Origin of the sequence: Sphingobium sp. UBA5915, from assembly GCF_002431195.1 — a bacterium.
Lineage (GTDB): Bacteria > Pseudomonadota > Alphaproteobacteria > Sphingomonadales > Sphingomonadaceae > Sphingobium > Sphingobium soli.
This window is the reverse complement of the sequence record NZ_DJDV01000075.1, coordinates 152,876-171,882: the sequence shown is the minus strand read 5'-3', so window position 1 is coordinate 171,882 and position 19,007 is coordinate 152,876. Positions and strand designations below refer to the sequence as shown.

18 protein-coding genes are annotated in these 19,007 nt (G+C 64.1%); all 18 read left to right on the top strand.

Features of this window, described 5'->3' with window-relative positions:
• Positions 1–2 precede the first annotated feature (2 nt).
• The 18 genes from B2V90_RS12970 to ftsA all read left to right on the top strand — a co-directional run bounded on the left by B2V90_RS12970 (position 3) and on the right by ftsA (position 18,921).
• A complete protein-coding gene (locus tag B2V90_RS12970; RefSeq protein ID WP_050763043.1) occupies positions 3–332 on the top strand; it encodes a hypothetical protein in 330 nt (109 codons plus the stop codon).
• A 73-nt stretch (positions 333–405) separates the two neighbouring features.
• A complete protein-coding gene (locus B2V90_RS12965) occupies positions 406–1,575 on the top strand; it encodes a GldG family protein (RefSeq protein ID WP_228220668.1) in 1,170 nt (389 codons plus the stop codon).
• Between the two features lie 182 nt (positions 1,576–1,757).
• The gene (locus B2V90_RS12960; RefSeq protein WP_009822528.1) at positions 1,758–2,255 is read left to right on the top strand and encodes a division/cell wall cluster transcriptional repressor MraZ; all 498 of its coding nucleotides are present in this window, start codon (positions 1,758–1,760) and stop codon (positions 2,253–2,255) included.
• Positions 2,252–3,214: a 16S rRNA (cytosine(1402)-N(4))-methyltransferase RsmH gene (gene rsmH, locus B2V90_RS12955; protein WP_228220669.1), complete on the top strand. Its 963-nt coding sequence runs from the start codon at positions 2,252–2,254 to the stop codon at positions 3,212–3,214. Before B2V90_RS12960 ends, rsmH begins: the two co-directional genes overlap by 4 nt.
• Entirely contained in the window at positions 3,211–3,861 is a 651-nt protein-coding gene (locus tag B2V90_RS12950; RefSeq protein ID WP_228220670.1) for a colicin transporter, read from the top strand. Before rsmH ends, B2V90_RS12950 begins: the two co-directional genes overlap by 4 nt.
• The gene (locus B2V90_RS12945) at positions 3,861–5,564 is read left to right on the top strand and encodes a peptidoglycan D,D-transpeptidase FtsI family protein (protein ID WP_228220671.1); all 1,704 of its coding nucleotides are present in this window, start codon (positions 3,861–3,863) and stop codon (positions 5,562–5,564) included. The genes B2V90_RS12950 and B2V90_RS12945 overlap by 1 nt, the downstream gene beginning before the upstream one ends.
• On the top strand, positions 5,564–7,018 hold the full coding sequence (locus B2V90_RS12940) for a UDP-N-acetylmuramoyl-L-alanyl-D-glutamate--2,6-diaminopimelate ligase (RefSeq protein WP_228220672.1): 1,455 nt from the start codon (positions 5,564–5,566) through the stop codon (positions 7,016–7,018). Before B2V90_RS12945 ends, B2V90_RS12940 begins: the two co-directional genes overlap by 1 nt.
• The gene (locus tag B2V90_RS12935) at positions 7,015–8,406 is read left to right on the top strand and encodes a UDP-N-acetylmuramoyl-tripeptide--D-alanyl-D-alanine ligase (protein WP_228220673.1); all 1,392 of its coding nucleotides are present in this window, start codon (positions 7,015–7,017) and stop codon (positions 8,404–8,406) included. Before B2V90_RS12940 ends, B2V90_RS12935 begins: the two co-directional genes overlap by 4 nt.
• A complete protein-coding gene (gene mraY, locus B2V90_RS12930; protein ID WP_009822522.1) occupies positions 8,406–9,479 on the top strand; it encodes a phospho-N-acetylmuramoyl-pentapeptide-transferase in 1,074 nt (357 codons plus the stop codon). The genes B2V90_RS12935 and mraY overlap by 1 nt, the downstream gene beginning before the upstream one ends.
• A gap of 4 nt (positions 9,480–9,483) precedes the next feature.
• Complete coding sequence (gene murD, locus B2V90_RS12925; RefSeq protein WP_228220674.1) at positions 9,484–10,815, top strand: UDP-N-acetylmuramoyl-L-alanine--D-glutamate ligase; 1,332 nt, start codon at positions 9,484–9,486, stop codon at positions 10,813–10,815.
• Positions 10,816–10,853: 38 nt separating this feature from the next.
• Positions 10,854–12,056 carry an FtsW/RodA/SpoVE family cell cycle protein gene (locus tag B2V90_RS12920; protein WP_228220675.1) on the top strand — a complete coding sequence of 401 codons (1,203 nt, stop codon included), beginning with the start codon at positions 10,854–10,856 and terminating at the stop codon, positions 12,054–12,056.
• Entirely contained in the window at positions 12,053–13,219 is a 1,167-nt protein-coding gene (gene murG / locus B2V90_RS12915) for an undecaprenyldiphospho-muramoylpentapeptide beta-N-acetylglucosaminyltransferase (RefSeq protein WP_228220676.1), read from the top strand. The genes B2V90_RS12920 and murG overlap by 4 nt, the downstream gene beginning before the upstream one ends.
• Entirely contained in the window at positions 13,216–14,643 is a 1,428-nt protein-coding gene (gene murC, locus B2V90_RS12910; RefSeq protein ID WP_228220677.1) for a UDP-N-acetylmuramate--L-alanine ligase, read from the top strand. Before murG ends, murC begins: the two co-directional genes overlap by 4 nt.
• Positions 14,643–14,840 (top strand): hypothetical protein, encoded by a 198-nt coding sequence (locus B2V90_RS12905; RefSeq protein ID WP_228220678.1) that lies wholly within the window; start codon positions 14,643–14,645, stop codon positions 14,838–14,840. Before murC ends, B2V90_RS12905 begins: the two co-directional genes overlap by 1 nt.
• Complete coding sequence (gene murB / locus B2V90_RS12900) at positions 14,810–15,736, top strand: UDP-N-acetylmuramate dehydrogenase (RefSeq protein WP_228220679.1); 927 nt, start codon at positions 14,810–14,812, stop codon at positions 15,734–15,736. Before B2V90_RS12905 ends, murB begins: the two co-directional genes overlap by 31 nt.
• Positions 15,733–16,698: a D-alanine--D-alanine ligase gene (locus B2V90_RS12895; protein WP_228220680.1), complete on the top strand. Its 966-nt coding sequence runs from the start codon at positions 15,733–15,735 to the stop codon at positions 16,696–16,698. Before murB ends, B2V90_RS12895 begins: the two co-directional genes overlap by 4 nt.
• Entirely contained in the window at positions 16,691–17,632 is a 942-nt protein-coding gene (locus B2V90_RS12890) for a cell division protein FtsQ/DivIB (protein ID WP_323132786.1), read from the top strand. The genes B2V90_RS12895 and B2V90_RS12890 overlap by 8 nt, the downstream gene beginning before the upstream one ends.
• A gap of 5 nt (positions 17,633–17,637) precedes the next feature.
• The gene (ftsA, locus tag B2V90_RS12885; protein WP_228220682.1) at positions 17,638–18,921 is read left to right on the top strand and encodes a cell division protein FtsA; all 1,284 of its coding nucleotides are present in this window, start codon (positions 17,638–17,640) and stop codon (positions 18,919–18,921) included.
• Positions 18,922–19,007: the final 86 nt, after the last annotated feature.

The following is a 19,007-nucleotide window of genomic DNA, read 5'->3' as shown; positions in this document are numbered from 1 at the left end:
ACATGGCCGATACGCCCCGCCGCCAGGAAGGGTTGCAGCGTGTCCAGATCGGACTGACCGGCCTGGCAGGTGTCGTGCTGCTTGTCGGACTGGCCAACATCGTCATCGAAAAGGCGCGGGTCGACGATGCTGCCCTGGCGCCGCCCACCGTGCCAACGCTGGAAACCAACGCTGTCGCGCCCAAGGAGCCGCTTGCCGAACTGGGGGTCCAGCCTGCTGCGGAGCAGGCTCCGATCGTTCCGGACCTCCAGCCCGATCCCAATCTGAAAAAGCCAATGGATCAGGATCCTGCGCAGCCGCTCAATTCGGACTCCGACGGTCAGCCCAACTGATCCCATGCCCGGCGGCAGCGCAGGCCGTGCCATGGCGAGGGCGAAGGCGTTTCTTGGGCTATGGCTGCCTGCTATGGCCGTCCTGTTGGCAGGATTGTGGCGCGCGTGGCAGACCGGGCAAGCCGATCCGTGGGACTGGAGCATTGCTGTCGCCGGATTGATGGCGCTGATCGGCTTTCTGCTGGCGAATCGCACTATCGTAATGCTGATCTGGATCGCGCTTGGCGTCGTCGCGCCTGTGCTCATCTTTTGTGCGGTGGCCTCAGGACAGCTGCGGCTGTTTCCGACCTTGGGTCTGACGGTCACGGCGCTATTGACCCTCGTCGCTGCCGCCTGGTTGCGCCACCCGCCCATATTGCGAGGGCGCATGGCGGCCATGGGGATGATCGTTGCTGCGGGGGCGATTCTCTATTTCGGTCCCCCACCATCCCTGGCCGCTGCCGATACCCGTCCAAAGCTTGCCGTGCTTACAGGGTTGCCGCTGTTCTGGGACGAAATGGGTCCGGCTGGGACAGGCCTGCGCGATGCGCCCATCATCACCGTCCTTCGTACGCGCTTTACGGTTCTGCCGCTCGATGACCCGCGCGACTTGCCCGGGACGGGCGCACGGCGTCTTTTGATCGCGCAGCCGCGCGCGCTTGCGCCTGAGCAGCTTGTCGCCATCGATACATGGGTGCGGGCCGGCGGCACGGCTCTGGTTCTTGCCGATCCCCTGCTTCGCTGGCCGTCCGACCTGGCGCTGGGGGATCGCCGCCGGGCACCAACTTCAAGCTTGCTTCAGCCCTTGCTGACCCATTGGGGCGTTGCGCCAGACCGGTTTGAATCGCGGGAAGTTCGCCAATTCCTGGCCGATGACCGGCTTCTTACGCTCTCGGGCGCATGGCTGCCGCATGGCCGGACGATGACGGCGCGGACGATTGGGCGCGGGACCTTGTTATTGATAGGAGATGCCGACCTGATCGACGATCGGCTCTGGCTTGCCGACCCGGCGCAACCGCTCAATCCGCGGTCATGGATCGCCGATACGCCAGCAGCCTTGCTCCTTTGGCTCGGCGCTGCCGCTCCGGCGCCGCGGTCATGGATGCGCACGCCTGCAGATGTGATGCTCGCGCTGCGATGGGCGATTCTGGTTGGGACGGGCTGGGCGATGTTGGGTGGCGCATTGCTCTGGGCTCGATTTACGGATAGAGATGAAGAACAAAAGGTGAAAACCAGCAAAGGAACGCGAGGAAAATCAGTCTGACCCACTTTTGACCAGCTTTTCCCATCACCTCCCGACTTTTCCCTTTTCAGTCGGCTCTATGCTTGGTAGGAAAACCAGCATTGGGGTTCGTCAGGCTTTGTGCAGTCCTATGTGTCGGATTGTCGGTTCGCGATTCCGGCAAAGGGCGGCCTGCGTCCCGGTGAAAAGGGGCCATTTTCAGGGTGTCGGACGTCATTCTCTATTCGGGCAACGCGTTCAGCGTTGCGGACGGCAAAGGCCGTTTCGTGCTGCCCCTGGAGATGCGCAAGCTGGTGGCCCAGGCCAGCGGCGGCCAGAATCGTCTGTGCCTGTCCGTTCATTTCGACAATGGCTGTGCAACCGGCTTTGGCCTGTCCCACAAGCAGTTCCTGTTCGATGAGGTCGAGAAGCTGGAGCGTCAGGCCTATGAGGCTGGCCGCGATTTCAATGCCGATTTGGAGCGCGAAAACCGACTCGGCACGATCGAGGACGTGAATTTCGACGATGGCGGCCGATTCTTCCTGCACCCCGATATCAAGGAAGAGGCCGGCATCACGGACGCGGTGTTTTTCTACGGCGTGGGTCGCTATTTCCAGATCTGGAAGCCTGAAGCCCTTGTCGAAAGCCCCGATCGTCCGGCGCTGATCCGCAACAAGGTCCGTCGCTGGCTGGACCAGCGCGCAGCCGGAGGCGGCAAGTGAGCGCCGCGCCTCATATCCCCGTGCTGCTCGACGAGGTGTTGGACGCCTTGGCGATTGCGCCGGGTGAAACTCATGTCGACGGCACATTCGGCGCGGGTGGCTATAGCAGCGCCATGGCCCAGGCCGGCGCGCGCGTCTTCGCCTTCGATCGCGATCCCGACGCGATCCGCGAAGGAGAGGCCGTGGCCGAAGCGAACGGCATCTCGCTTATCCCCGGCGAGTTTTCACGGATGGCGCAACTCCTCGCGGAGCGCGATGTCGATCGAGTGGCGGGCGTCACACTCGACATTGGCGTATCCTCCATGCAGCTCGATCGGCCCGAGCGCGGTTTTTCGTTTCAGTCCGATGGCCCGCTGGACATGACGATGAGCCAGGGCGGCATGAGCGCTGCCGATTTCCTCAACTCCGCCCCGGAGGAGGATATCGCGGACGTCATCTATCGTTATGGCGAAGAACCTCGGTCGCGGCGCGTTGCACGCGCTATCGTGGATGCACGTCCGCTGGAGCGCACCGCGCAACTGGCGGCGGTCGTTCGCAAGGCGCTGGGATACAAGCCGCATGACAAAAAGGACCCGGCCACCCGCACGTTCCAGGCGATCCGCATCCATGTGAATCGCGAACTTGAAGAGTTGGAGCGCGGGCTCGAGGCGGCCGAAGCGCTGCTGGAAGAGGGCGGGCGCCTTGCCATCGTGACCTTCCACAGTCTTGAGGACCGCATCGTCAAGCAGTTCCTGCGCAATCGCAGCGGCGGTGAGGGCGGGGGCTCGCGGCATCTGCCTGAACGCACGGCCGGGCCGCAGCCTACCTTCGCCAGGCCCGCCAAGGCAGTGCGCGCCGGCGACGCAGAACTGGCGCGCAACCCGCGCGCCCGCTCTGCCACCCTGCGCAGCGCGGTTCGCACCGCAGCACCATCGCGGCTTTCGCTTGCCCCCTCGTTGCCCCGGAGTAGCCGCGCATGATCGCCGTCAAGAGATTGCAGAGCTTGATCTGGGTGATCCTCGTCGCGCTGGGCGCGCTGGGCGCCTATATGGTTTCTCTCAAGGTCGCGACCGAGCGGAACGAGTTGATGCGCGTGCGATCGCAGATCGCCGCGACGAAGGCCGATATTCGCTATCTGGAAACGGAATTCAGCGCGCGCGCCTCCATGCGTCAGCTGGAAAGCTGGAACCAGCATGACTTCCTCTACGCGACGCCGACCGCGCAGCAATATCTGGAGGGCGAGCGGGCGCTGGCGCAGCTGGACGGCGTGCAGCCCAACGGGCCGGACTATGTCGCCCCGCCCGTGATGGTGGCGATGGTCGAAACGCCCGCCGATCTTCCCTCCGCGCCGCAAAAGGCGCCGGAAAGTCCGGCGGCGACCCAGATTCGCAGCGACATTGCGATCATTCGCGAAGCCCACGCCGCCGATAATGTCGACAAGCTGCCCAAGCCTGCGCCCAAGCCACCAGTCGTTCAGGCCAGGGCGGACGCTGATGTGTCAAAGCCCAATCCGATCGCGCGCAAGGCGGAGCGGATGGCGATGCTGGACGCGAAGTTGCTGGACGACAGCACATTGGGCGATCTGACCGCGCGGGCTGACCGCGAAAAACGCAAGGGCGCGCGCTGATGGCCACGATCATCGTCCAGCCCGGTGGCCCGCGCGCCGGGCGGCAGAGGGTCAACCTCACCGCCATGGCGCACAACCGGTTGATGCTCCTGCTCATCCTGTTTCTTGCCATCACAGCGATTCTGATCGGCCGGCTCTTTTGGGTCGGCGTTTTTGCGCATGGGACGGGCGGCGATGATCCGCTGGGACCCTTCGTTCCCGCGCGCGCCGATATCGTCGATCGCAATGGCGTGCCGCTGGCGCGCACTATGGACGCCTATTCCGTATCGGTTCGCCCATCGAAGCTGATCGGCGAACCCGCCGAACTCGCCCGCAAATTACACGAAATCTTTCCCGACGAAGCCGAGGCGACCTTTTACAAGAAGCTGACCGGCAAGGGCTGGGCCTATCTGCGTCGCCGTGCTCTTCCCGAGCAGGTGGCGGCGGTCAACGCGCTGGGCGAGATCGGGATCGAATTTCCGCGCGAGAAGGAACGTCTTTATCCGCAGCGCACGCTGGCTGCCCACGTCCTGGGTTTTGCCCCCAACAGCAAAGGTGTGGGCGGCATGGGTGCGGAGGCTGCCTTCAACGACCGGTTGATCGACCCTGCGCTGCGGGGCAAGCCCTTTGCCCTTTCCATCGACAGCCGGGTTCAGGGCGCGCTTGAAAGCGAGCTTTACACCCAATTGGTGCAGACCCGCGCCAAGGGAGCGGGGGGAATCATCCTGGACGTCAATACCGGCGAAGTCATCGCGATGGCGTCGATCCCGGTCTTCGATCCCAACAAGCTTCAGAATTATGCCGGCAAGCGCTGCTCGGAATCGCCGCTCTGCAACCATATGGTGCAGGCGCGCTACGAACTGGGTTCTGCATTCAAGCCGCTCTCCATCGCCGCCGCTATGGACGCAGGCGTCGTTACGTCGATGAGCAAGCGCTATGACGCGACCGCGCCGCTCGCCGTTGCCGGGTTCCGGATCAAGGATGACCATTCCCTTGGCCGCTGGATCAACGTACCTGAAATCCTGGTGCACAGCTCGAACATCGGCACCGCGCGGATCGCGGATGAGATGGGTGCGGAGCCACTTCAGAAACTGTTCCGCAGCCTCGACTTCGATCAGCGCGCGCCGATCGAATTCAACGAACGCGCAGGTGGGCTCTGGCCTTCCAGCTGGGGCCGCATCACGAGCATGACGGTGTCCTACGGCCACGGTATCGCCGTGACGCCGCTCCATCTCGCCACCGCCTATGCAGCGCTGGTCAATGGCGGCATGTGGCGCCCCGCCACCGTGCGCAAGCTGCGCCCGCAGGACGTGCCGCAGGGCCGCCGCGTCTTTTCCGCCGCAACCAGCGCCCGGATGCGGCAACTGTTGCGGATGATCGTGTCAGCAGGTACGGGGCGAAGCGCCGACGCCAAGGGATTCCGGGTGGGCGGCAAGACGGGTTCGGCCGAAAAGCCCCAGGAAGGCCGCTATAACAAGACTTCGCTGGTGACGACTTTCGCTTCTGCTTTCCCGATGGACAATCCCCGTTATGTCGTCGTCGCCATCATGGATGAGGCGACGGGCCAGTTCGGCCTGCGCACCGCCGCCTGGACCGCCGCGCCCGTGGTAAAGCGGGTGATTGAGCGAACGGGGCCAATGCTGGGAATCATGCCGGACGAGCGGCGCGACGTCGATATTTCCGATCTGATGCCGCTGCTGCACGGCGAGAAGGAGAGAGAATAATGCGCCTCGGGTCGCTAATCGAGGAGCTGGATGCCGAGGTCGCCAAAGCGGTAAGCGCCGCTGGCGGCCTCGACACGTCCGTCACGGGTTTTGCCATCGACAATCGCAAGGTCGCGCCGGGCACCGTTTTCGGCGCCTTTCAGGGTCTGCGTGTCAACGGCGAAGACTATATTCCCGAAGCGGTGCGGGCTGGTGCCATTGCTATCGTTGCCCGTCCTGAAGCCCAAGTGGATGGAGCGATCCACATCGCCGCCGTCAATCCGCGCCAGCTTTTCGCGCAGCTTGCCGCGCGTTTCTTTGCGCCGTTCCCTGATGTGACGGTCGCCGTCACCGGCACCAACGGAAAGACCAGCACGGTCGAACTTGCGCGCCAGATCTGGCGCATGCTCGGCCATAATGCAGCCTCGATCGGGACGTTGGGCGTCACCACCTCGGTCGATCAGGTGTCGACCGGCCTCACCACGCCCGATATCGTCACCTTCCTCGCCAATATGGCAGGCCTACGCCGCGAAGGCATTACCCATGCCGCGTTCGAGGCGTCGAGCCATGGTCTCGACCAGTATCGCACCGAGGGCCTGCCGGTTGTGGCCGGCGCCTTCACCAATCTGTCGCGCGACCATCTCGATTATCATGGCGACATGGACAGCTATTTCGACGCCAAGATGCGGCTGTTCGACGAAGTCGTCGCGCCGGACGGTAGTGCTGTCATCTGGGCGGACGACAGCTGGTCGGAAAAGGCGATCGCGCGGGCTACGAAGCGGGGGCTTCGTGTGCTGAGCGTCGGGGTGCAGGGGCGGGCTTTGCAGCTTGCCAACCGCACTCCGACCCAGTTGGGCCAGACACTGGAGATCGAGGCGGAGGGAACACGCTACAAGGTGAATCTTCCGCTGATTGGCGCTTATCAGGCCGCCAATGCCCTGACCGCCGCGGGTCTCGTCATCGCGACGGGCGGCGATGCCGCCCGGGTTATGGAACTGCTTGGCCGGGTGCAGCCCGTGCGCGGCCGGCTGGAACGCGCCGTCATCAGCCAGACGGGCGCCCCTGTCTATGTCGACTATGCGCACACGCCCGATGGCCTGCGCGCCGCGATCGAAGCGCTGCGTCCGCATACAAAAGGCCGGCTCATCACCCTGTTCGGCGCGGGCGGTGATCGCGATGCGGGCAAGCGGCCGCAAATGGGCAAGGTCGCGGCGGACCTGTCCGATCATGTGATCGTGACCGACGACAATCCCCGGTCCGAAGAACCCAGCGCCATTCGCGCCGCCGTGCTAGCGGGCGCACCGCAAGCGCAGGAAATTGGCGGCCGACGTGACGCCATCGCCGCCGCCATCGCGCAGGCGGGCGCGGACGACATCGTCCTGCTAGCCGGCAAGGGCCACGAGCAGGGCCAGATTATCGGCGACCGCGTCCTGCCGTTCGATGACGTCACCGTCGCGCGGGAGTGTGCGGGGTGAACGACCTTTGGACCTCTGCTGAAATTGCTGAAGCCACAGGCGGCGCCGCGTCGGCGCCGTTCGCCGTTTCTGGTGTCGCATTCGACAGCCGCGAGGTAACGCAGGGCGACCTGTTCGTCGCGATGAAGGGGGAGGCGACCGACGGCCATCGCTTCGTCGATCAGGCGTTCGCACAGGGAGCGGCCGGCGCGATCGTCAGCGACGCCGTCGATCATCCCCATATTCGCGTGGCCGACAGCGCGACCGCGCTCCAGGCGCTGGGCATCGCGTCGCGCCGGCGCATGGGCGGCAAGGTCATCGGCGTCACCGGATCGGTCGGCAAGACCGGCACGAAGGAGGCGCTGTATCTGGCGCTGGATCGCGCCGCGCCGGGGCAGGCGCATCGGTCGGTCAAAAGCTACAACAACCATGTCGGCGTGCCGCTCAGCCTGGCGCGCATGCCACGCGACAGCGCCTATGGCATTTTCGAAATGGGCATGAACCACGCAGGCGAATTGTCCGCCCTGACGCACCAGGTGCGCCCCCATGCCGCGATCGTCACGGCGATCGCGCCAGCGCATATCGAGTTTTTCGGCACCGAGGCGAAGATCGCGGAGGCCAAGGCAGAAATCTTCGAAGGGCTGGAGCCGGGCGGCGCCGCGATCATTCCCTATGACAGCCCGCATGTCGCGACGCTCTATAACAAGGCGGAGCGCCACGCGGCGCGGATCCTGACCTTTGGCATGAGCCCGCAGGCCGATGTGCATGCCCTTGAGACCGTGCCTGCGCCCAATGGCGGCACGCTGGTGACGGCGCGCCTGCCCGACGCGGAGCTTTGCTTCACTGTCGCTGCGCCGGGTGATCATTGGGTGTCTAATGCGCTTGCTGTGCTGGCGGCGGTCGAGGCGGTCGGCGGCGATCTGGCGGCGGCCGGCCTCGCGCTTGCCGAAATGCCGGGTCTGCCGGGCCGGGGGGAACGTCGCATCCTGCCGGTCGCGGGTGGCGAAGCCTTGCTGATCGACGAAAGCTATAACGCCAATCCGCTTTCCATGGCCGCGACGTTGAAGCAGCTTGGCCGCGAACATGCCGACCGCCGGATCGCGGTGCTGGGTGGCATGCGCGAACTGGGCAGCGCGAGCGCTGATCTTCATGCCGGGCTGGCCAAGCCTCTGGCCGATGGCGCAATCGATTTCGCGGTGCTGGTTGGCGCTGAAATGGCGCCGCTGGCCGACGCACTCGAAGGCACAATGGCCTATGCGCATGTGCCCGACGCCACGAGCGCCATCCCCCTCATCGAAAAAGAAATGCGCGCGGGCGACGCGATATTGGTCAAAGGGTCTAATGGCATCGGGCTGTCGCGCCTGGTCGCCGCCCTGGGTCAGGCCGCCCGCGACGGAGAAACGAACTGATGCTGTACTGGCTGGCCCAGACCCTAGATTTCGCGGGCGTGTTCAACCTCATCCGCTATCTCTCCTTCCGTGCGGGCGCGGCGATTGCGACCGCGCTTGTCATCGGACTGGTGATCGGCCCCAAATTCATCGGCTGGCTGCGCGTCCGCCAGGGCAAGGGGCAGCCGATCCGCGACGACGGGCCGCAGACGCACCTCGCCAAGCGGGGGACGCCGACCATGGGCGGCCTCATGATCCTGACCTCCATGGTGGCGTCTGTGCTGCTGTGGATGGATCTGTCGTCCATCTATGTCTGGGCCTGCCTGTTCGTGACGCTGGGTTTTGGCGCGATCGGCTTTCTGGACGATTATGACAAGGTGACGAAGGCCAGCCACAAGGGGCTGTCGGGCAAGATGCGCCTGATCTTCGAATTTCTGATCGCGGGCGTCGCGGCCTGGATGATCGTCAACCAGCACGGCAATACCGCGCTCTATGTGCCCTTTTACAACGGTCCTGCGATCGAGCTTGGTCCTTTCTATTTCTGCTTTGCCGCCTTCGTCATTGTGGCGTTCGGCAATGCGGTGAACCTGACCGATGGCCTGGATGGCCTGGCGACGATGCCGGTCATCATCGCCTGCCTGGCCTTCCTGTTGATCGTCTATCTGGTCGGCCGGGCGGACTTTGCCGAATATCTGGGCATCCCCCATGTTCCGGGTGCGGGCAACCTTACCATATTGTGCGGCGCGATCATCGGCGCGGGCCTCGCCTTCCTCTGGTTCAACGCGCCGCCGGCCGCCGTCTTCATGGGCGACACCGGCAGCCTGGCGCTGGGCGGCACGATCGGCGTGATCGCTGTCACCGCACATCATGAAATCGTGCTCGGCATCATCGGCGGGTTGTTCGTCGTGGAAGCGCTTAGCGTCATCATCCAGGTCTTCTTCTACAAGCGCACCGGAAAGCGCATTTTCCGCATGGCGCCGATCCACCATCATTTCGAGCAACTGGGCTGGGCAGAGCCGACCGTGGTGATCCGCTTCTGGATCATCGCCTTCGTGCTGGCGCTCGCCGGCCTCGCCACGCTGAAGCTGCGGTAAGCGCATGATCGTATCCAGCGCCTTTGCAGGGAAAACCTACGCGGTCCTTGGCCTCGCCCGTTCAGGTCTCGCCACGGTCGAAACGCTGGTGGCAAGCGGCGCGCGGGTCGTCGCATGGGACAGCCGGGAGGAAGCGCGTAGCCAAGTCGCTGGCAAGGCGGAGCTTGGCGATCCCATGGAGATCGACCTTGCCGGCTTCGACGGTATCGTCGTGTCGCCGGGCGTGCCACTGAACCGTCACCCCATTGCCATGCGCGCGAAGCTGGCTGGCGTACCGATCATCGGTGACATCGAACTGTTCGCGCTCGCCCGTCCGACGCTCCCGCCGCACAAGGTCGTCGGCATCACCGGCACCAATGGCAAGTCCACCACCACGGCGCTGATCCATCATATCATCGAACAGGCGGGCTATCCCACGGTGATGGGCGGCAATATCGGCCTCCCGATTCTCTCCCAGCCGCCTCTTGAGCCGAACCTCAAAGGCGCTGGCGTCTATGTGCTGGAACTGTCCAGCTATCAGATCGACCTGACTCACAGTCTCGATTGCGACGTCGCGGTGCTGCTCAACATCACGCCCGATCATCTGGACCGTTATGACGGGTTCGAGGGCTATGTGGCGTCGAAGATGCGTCTCTTCCTCATGCAATCCTTCAGCAATATCGCTGTCATTGGCGAGGATGATCGCGAAGCTGATGAAGTCGTTTACAAACTTCATCACGATCATGGCCGGTGGGAAAATGTTCAGCAGTTCAATCGGCTGACGATCACGCCTGAACAACAGGAACGATGGCCTTCTTTGCAGGGGCCGCATAACGCCCAGAACGCAGCCGCAGCCATCATGGTCGGGCAGGCGCTCGGCATCGACGAGGCGACCATCGCTAACGCCCTCGCCAGCTACGCGTCGCTCCCCCACCGGATGCAGGCGGTCGGCACCCGTAATGGCGTCCTCTACGTCAACGACAGCAAGGCGACCAACGCGGCTTCCACCGCGCCCGCGCTCGCCGCCTGGCCCGCCAGAGACGGCAAGCCCCGCATCCACTGGATATTGGGCGGGGTCGCCAAGTCCGACAATCTCGACGAATGCGCCCCGCATTTCGGCAATGTCGCCCACGCCTACACCATCGGCGAAGCGGGGCATATGTTCGCCGATCTGCTGCGCCCGCATATGGCGGTGGACGACAGCGAAATGCTAAGCGCCGCCGTCCGCCGCGCGGCGCGCATCGCGCAGCCGGGCGACGTCGTACTGTTGTCGCCGGCCTGCGCCAGTTTCGACCAGTTTCGCGATTTCGAGGCACGTGGCGATGCCTTTGCCGCAGCGGTCGCGGCGCTGGAATAGGGAAAGACCCAGGGGCGATGAGCAAGAGGGGAACAGGGATGTCGAAGGCCGGTGAACTGGTGAAGGGTTTCCGCACCCGCACGGTTCCGCGCGAGCGCACCGCGCTCGCCATCTGGTTCTGGGAAATCGACCGCGTTCTCCTGTCGCTGATCGTCGCGCTGATGGCGATCGGGCTGGTGGCGGTCGCCGCCGCGTCCCCTGTGGCGGCGATCGACCGATCGACCGCAGACATCGCCGTCAATCCACTCATCTATTTCTATCGCCAGCTGATGTGGGTGATGATCGGCCTGCCGATCATGCTGATCATCTCCATGCTGCCCCGGCTGCAGGCGCGGCGGCTGGCCATCTTCCTGTGCGCTTTCTTCTTCTTGATGCTGCTGTTCGTGCCCATATTGGGTTCCACCGTGAACGGCGCGCGGCGTTGGATAGACCTGCCCGGTTTCCGGTTCCAGCCTTCGGAATTCCTGAAGCCCGCTTATGTCGTCACGCTCGCCTGGCTGCTGTCGCTGCGCACGAAAGAGCAGAACCTCCATGTCATCCAGCTGACCGGCGCCCTGACCCTGCTGATTTCGGCGGTGCTGATGCGCCAGCCCGACTTTGGACAGACGGTGATCTTCATGGCCTGCTGGGGCGCGCTGCTGTTGCTTTCTGGCCTGGAGATGCGCTGGATCGCGATGCTGGGCGGCGCGGGCCTCGCGGGATTGGTGGCCGTCTATATGTTCTATGAAAATGGCCGCCAACGTATCAACGATTTCCTGGGCATCGGCGTCCAAATGGATACCGGCCCGGACCAGACCGATCTGGCCTTCCGCACCATCACCCATGGCGGCTTTACCGGCGTGGGGCCGGGCGGGGGCCTCAACAAGTTCCGCCTGCCCGAAGCCCATACCGACTATATTTTTTCCGTAATCGGCGAAGAATTCGGCCTGCTCGCCTGTATCGCCATTGCGTGCGTCTACCTCGCGATCATCGTGCGCGTGCTGTTGCGCCTCCTTGATGAAGAAGATGTCTTCACCATTTTGGCGGCCGCCGGCCTCACAACCCAGTTCGGGCTTCAGGCGATCATCAACATGGGCGTCAATGCGCAGATATTTCCGTCCAAGGGCATGACGCTCCCCTTTATCAGCTATGGCGGCTCCTCTATGCTGGCGCTTTGCACCGGGGTCGGCCTGCTGCTCGCCTTCACGCGGCGCAATCCCTTCATGGGCCGGCATACGGTGGTCAAATGGAGTGGTCGATGAGCATTTCCCGTCACTTCGTCCTCGCCGCCGGCGGGACGGGGGGTCATATGATTCCCGCCCATGCGGTGGCGCAGGAACTGATGGCGCGCGGCCATCATGTCGCGCTCGTCACCGATGAGCGTGGCGCCAAGATTCCCGGTATTTTCGAAAGCGCGCAGGTCCATGTCATGCCGGCGGGCCGCATGACCAGGAACCCGGCAAGCTGGCCGGGTGCGGTCAAGGCGATCCTCGCCGGGCGCGCCATGGCTCGCCGCCTCAACGAAACCTTTCGCCCGACCGCCGTGGTCGGCTTCGGCGGCTATCCCGCTATGCCGGCGCTGCTGGGAGCCTTGGCGGACGGCATTCCGACCGCCATTCACGAACAAAATGCCGTGCTGGGCCGGGTCAATCGCCTGCTCGCCGGCCGGGTCGATGCAATCGTCACCGCCTATCCCGATGTCGAGCGCCTGAAATCCCGCCACGCCGGCAAGGTGCACCTGATCGGCAATCCCGTGCGTGAGGAAGTGAAGCAGTTGCGCGAGGAGGAATTCCCCGCGCTCACCGACGAAAGCGTGTTCCGCCTGCTCGTCATCGGCGGCAGCCAGGGCGCATCCATTCTGTCTAATGTGGTGCCGGAAGGCCTGTCGATGCTGCCCGTCGCGCTTCGCCGTCGCCTGCAAGTGACGCAGCAATGCCGCGCCGAGGATATTGATCGCGTGCGCAAAACCTATGCGGAGATGGAAATCCCTGCTGACCTTGCCACCTATTTCAACGACGTGCCCGAAAAGCTGGGCTGGTCGCATCTGGTGATCGCGCGAGCCGGCGCATCGACGCTGGCGGAACTGACGTGCGCTGGCCGCCCCGCCATCCTTGTCCCGCTGCCCAGCGCGATGGACGATCATCAGACCGCCAATGCTCGTGAAATGACGCAGTCCGGTGGCGCGCGCACGATCCCGCAAAGCCGCTTCACCGCGGTTGAACTGGCCAAGCAGATGCAGAAGATGGCGATGGAGCCAGGCGCGCTCCAGAATGCGGCCAAGCGTGCCTGGAACTGCGGTCGCCCGGATGCCGCTCGCGATATGGCAGACCTGCTGGAAAGCATCGGCCGTGCGCCGATCATGAATGATCCGGTCAAGGTCGGTCCGACGCCCACAACGCTTAATCTCCAGGGAGTTCCCGCATGAAGGGTGTCGGCACCGACATCGGCACGATCCATTTCATCGGCATCGGCGGCATCGGCATGTCCGGTATTGCCGAAGTCATGCATAATCTGGGCTATAGCGTGCAGGGCTCGGACGTGGCCGAAGGCTATGTCGTGGAAGGGCTGCGGGCCAAGGGCATCAAGGTGATGATCGGTCACAAGGCCGAAAATCTGGGCGATGCCGCCGTGGTCGTGACCTCGACCGCGATCAAGCGCGGCAATCCCGAAGTGGAACTGGCGCTGGAAACCCGCGTGCCTGTGATCCGCCGCGCGGAGATGCTGGCCGAATTGATGCGGTTGAAGTCAACAGTCGCGGTAGCCGGTACGCATGGCAAGACCACGACCACGTCGATGATCGCAGCGCTCCTCGATGCGGGCGGGGTCGATCCGACCGTCATCAACGGCGGCATCATCAACAGCTATGGCTCCAACGCACGTCTGGGCAACAGCGACTGGATGGTGGTGGAAGCGGACGAAAGCGACGGCAGCTTCCTGCGGCTCGACGGCACCATCGCGGTCGTCACCAATATCGATCCTGAACATCTCGACCATTATGGCAGTTTCGACAGGGTGAAGGACGCCTTTGTCGAATTTGTCGGCAATGTGCCCTTCTATGGCGCGGCGCTGCTGTGCCTCGATCATCCCGAAGTGCAGGCGATCCTGCCGCGCGTGCAGGACCGCCGCATTGTCACCTACGGTTTTTCGGCGCAGGCCGACATTAGGGGCGAAAATGTCCGGCCGGTGCCGGGCGGGAATCTCTTCGACGTGCTGATCCGCGATCGCGACGGCCATGTCGAGAAGATCAGCGATATCCTGCTGCCGATGCCGGGCCGGCATAATGTGTCGAACAGCCTGGCCGCCATCGGCGTTGCCTTGCAACTGGGCATCACCCATGATGTCATCTGTACGGGATTTGAAAAATTCGGCGGCGTGAAACGCCGCTTCACGAAGGTGGGTGAGGTTCAACTTGAGGGCGGCGTCGCAACCGTCATCGACGATTATGGTCACCATCCGGTCGAGATCAGGGCCGTGCTCGCCGCCGCGCGCGAAGGGGCGCTCGGACGCGTCGTCGCCATAGTCCAGCCGCACCGTTTCACGCGCCTGCGCGACCTGATGGATGAATTCCAGCAGGCGTTCAATGACGCCGATATCGTCTATGCCGCCCCTGTCTACACGGCGGGCGAACAGCCGATAGACGGCGTGGATAGCGCCGCGCTGGTCGCTGGCTTGAAGCGGCGCGGCCACCGCCATGCCGCGACCGTCGCCGATGCCGCCGATCTCGCCGCCCAGATCGCCGCCGATCTTCAGCCCGATGACATGATCGTTTGCCTGGGGGCGGGCGACATCACCAAATGGGCCGCTGGCCTGGCTGCCGCCATTTCGGCCAAGAGCAAGGAGACCGCCTGATGTTCGAGCTTTTTGCCGTAGGCCTGGAAATGCAGAAGCGCATGATCGACGTTCAGATGCGCGGCGTCGAAGCAGCGCGCGACATGGTCGAGGCCGCCCAACGCCAGGTTGAAGACGGCATGGCGGCTGTTCAAGCGAACGAGTCCGGCATGAGCGCAATGCAAAAATGGATGAGCCTGTGGGGCTTGCGCTCTTGACAAGGACGCATGCTCTTCCCGCCGTTCGGGGTGTGCTCAAGCCCGCTGCGTCGCTGGCTCCGCTTGTCTGGTTCAAGACGGGCGGTCCGGCGCAATGGCTGTTCGAACCGCAGGATGCGGACGATCTGTCCGACTTTTTGGCGCAGCTTGACCCCGACATGCCGGTCATGGCGCTTGGCCTTGGCTCCAACCTCATCGTGCGCGACGGCGGCGTGCCGGGGGTGGTCGTTCGGCTCGGCAAGCCGTTCGCAAAGGTCGAACGGCAGGACGAAACTACGCTGGTTTGCGGCGCTGGCGCGTCCGGCATTCTCGTCTCATCGACAGCGCGCGATGCGGGCATCGCGGGGCTCGAATTTCTGCGCTCCATTCCCGGCACCGTTGGTGGCTTTGTTCGCATGAACGGCGGCGCTTACGGCCGCGAGACAGCGGATATCCTGTTGGAGTGTGAGCTGGTGCTGCGATCGGGCGAGCAGGTCACGCTGCTCAACCGCGACCTTGCCTACAGCTATCGCCACTCCAATCTCACCGACGGCGCGATCGTGGTCAGCGCGACTTTTCGGGGGCATCCCGGTGCATCGGCCGCGATCCAGGCCGAAATGGACCGCATTGCAGCCGCGCGGGAGGAAAGCCAGCCACTACGCAGCAAAACCGGCGGTTCCACCTTCAAGAATCCGGATGGTCACAAGGCCTGGCAATTGGTGGACGAAGCGGGCTGTCGCGGCTTGGCCATCGGCGGCGCGCAGGTGAGCGAGAAACACACCAATTTCCTGCTCAATACCGGTGGCGCAACCAGCACTGACATCGAAGCGCTGGGCGAAGAGGTTCGCCGCCGCGTTCGAGAAAAGAGCGGGATAGACCTGGAATGGGAAATTCAGCGCGTGGGGATGGCGCAATGACGCGCGGCCCCTGGCATGTCGCCGTCCTGATGGGCGGGTGGTCGGCGGAGCGGCCGGTGTCGCTGTCAAGCGGGGAGGGTGTGGCCAAGGCGCTGGAGTCGCGCGGCCACAAAGTCACCCGCATCGACATGGACCGCAACGTGGCGCAGCGCCTTGCCGAAACGAAGGCAGACGTCATCTTCAACGCGCTGCACGGCGTCCCTGGCGAAGATGGCACGGTGCAGGGCATGATGGACCTGATGGGCTTGACCTATACCCATAGCGGCCTTGCCACCTCCGTCATCGCGATCGACAAGCAACTGACCAAGCAGGCGCTGGTCCCGCACGGCATTCCCATGCCCGACGGCCGGATCGTGAACAGTGAAAGCCTCTTTTCCGCTGATCCACTGCCGCGCCCCTATGTGCTCAAACCCGTCAATGAAGGCAGTTCGGTCGGCGTGGCCATCGTCACGGCGGAGGGCAATTACGGTAATCCGATCGCCCGCGATGCCGTCGGCCCGTGGCAGGATTTCCCCGAACTGCTGGCCGAACCCTATATTCGCGGCCGCGAACTGACGACCGCCGTGCTGGGCGATGAAGCGCTGCTCGTGACCGAACTACGGCCCAAAAGCGGCTTTTACGACTTCGACGCCAAATATACCGATGGCATGACAGAGCATGTCTGCCCGGCCGACATTCCGCCGGACATCAGCGAAGCCTGCAAGGCGATCGCGTTGCGCGCGCATCAGCTGCTAGGCTGCAAGGGGGCCTCGCGCGCGGACTTTCGCTGGGATGACGAGCGCGGGCTGAACGGCCTCTATCTGCTGGAAGTCAATACGCAGCCGGGCATGACGCCGCTCAGTCTGGTCCCTGAACAGGCGGCGAAGCTGGGCATCGACTATGCGACGCTGGTCGAAACGATCGTGGAGGAGGCGCTGAACCGCGCCGGGGCGTCAGACGGAACGGGGCAGGGGCATGGCTGAGGCACGGATTAGGCGCGGCGGGGCCGCGCGCATGAGCAGCAAGGGCAATGGGGCCGGACGCTCCAGCCGCGCACGGTCGCTCAAGCGGCAAAGCTGGATCGACAAGTTGATCGAGCATCTTCCGGTCAGTGAAGCGACGCTCCAGCGCATGGCCAGCTGGACGATTGTAGGCATTTTTGGCGCGATCCTGATCGGCATCGCAATCTACCTTGGTCTCCCGGAAGTGGCGCGCCAACAAGCGGCGGATATCGCGGCGCGCGCCGGTTTCGAAGTTGAAAAGGTCGAAGTGCGCGGTGTCGAGCGCATGGACGAACTGCCGGTCTACAATATCGCGCTGGGACAGGTGGACCGGTCGATGCTCTCGCTTGACCTTCCGCATGTGCGCCAGCAAATGCTGAAACTCGGTTGGGTCAAGGATGCGCGCATTTCCCGTCGCCTGCCCGACACGCTGGTCGTCGATATCGTTGAGCGGGACCCGGTCGCCGTGTGGCAGCATGACGGACAACTGCACCTGATCGACGTGTCGGGCGTGGTGCTGCAATCGGTATCGGCCAGCGCCATGCCGGACCTGCCGCTTGTGGTTGGCCCCAATGCGAACCGGCAGACTGCGGGCCTCAACAAGCTGATGGAAAATGCGCCTGCGCTCAAACCCATGCTGGCTGGGGCGACCTGGGTCGGCAACCGGCGCTGGGATTTGCGTTTCCAATCGGGTGAGACGCTGTCCCTGCCGGAAGGCGACACACAATCGGCGTCCGCGCTGGTGAATTTCGCACGAATGGACGGGGTCAACCGACTGCTTGGACGCGGCATCGTTCGCTTCGACATGCGCGACCCTGATCGGTTTGTCCTGCGCCTGCCGCAGGGACGCGTGGAGGAAAAGCCGATCGAGGCCGCCACGAGCGCGACCGCGCAGCCTATCGGTGAGGAAGGCTGACAGCCATGCCGCAGCCCAAGGTCGAAAAGCTCATCACGGCCGTCGACATAGGCTCCTGGAAGGTGTCCGCGCTGATCGCCGGGCGCACCGATACGGGTGAACTGGCGATCCTGGGCACAGGCCAGCGGGAAAGCCGCGGCGTGCGCCGCGGCTTCATCGCCGACATGGAGCGCACCGAACTGGCCGTGCGGGAAACCGTCGAGCAGGCCGAGCGCGTCGCGGGCACCAATATCGAGGATGTGTGGGTCAGCTTTTCGGGCGGCAGCCTGGTCAGCGACGTCGTCACGGTCGAGCGGGACATGGGCGGGTACCGGATTGAGCAGCCCGATATCGACGATCTTCTGACGACGGGCCAGCAGGGGATTGACCCCGACGGCCGCATCGTCCTTCATGCGCAACCGACCTGCTTCACCATCAACGGCAAGGTTCCTGTCAAGAAGCCGCTGGGCATGCATGCCGACCTGCTGGGCGTCGATATCCATGTCGTCCTGGCCGACGGGGCACCGCTCGCCAATCTCGACCTGTGCGTGCGTGGGGCGTATCTCAACGTCAATTCCATCGTCGCCTCTCCCATCGCGACGGGCCTTGCCTGCCTGTCGGAGGAAGAGCGCGACCTGGGCGTCGCGCTGGTGGAAATGGGCGCGGGCGTGACCAATGTGTCGCTCTATGCCGGGGGCATGCTGGTGGGCCTGCATTCGATCCCGATGGGCGCGTCCGACATCACTGACGACATCGCATCCTCTTTCGGCATTCGCCGCAGCCAGGCGGAACGGATCAAATGCTTCTACGGATCTGCGATGCAGAATCCGCGTGATTTTCGCGAGATGATCGAGATCGCGCCGCCCCATGGCGACGTCGCGGTGCCAGGACAGGCGGCCGGCCCTAATGCGGAAGGCGGCAAGATCACGCGCGCGGCGCTGGTCGGCGTGATTTGCGAGCGGCTGAACCAGATCATGACCGAAGTGAATGCGGCGCTTGCCGGGATGGGCTTTAATTCGACCGGCCGCCAGGTGGTGCTGACCGGCGGTGGCGCGGAAATGAAGGGCATCGCCGATTACGCGCAGGGCGCGCTCGGTCGCGCGGTACGGATCGGCCGACCCCGGGGCCTGTCCGCCATGCCTGAAGCACATAGCGGCCCGGCCTTTGCAACTTTGGCCGGCCTGGCGCTTTACGGTGCTTCCAACCCGGTTGATCTCCGCACGATGGCGCCTGCGCCGCAGACCGTGCATCGGCTGGGAACGCCGCTCTGGTGGCAGCGCCTGATGCGCGCGATCAAGGCGAACTATTGAACGATTTTTGGCAAAGACGAAATTAGGTGGTGAATCCCCTATTTTCTGGTGTTAACGAATGATGACGGTGTCGCTTCCTGACGAGG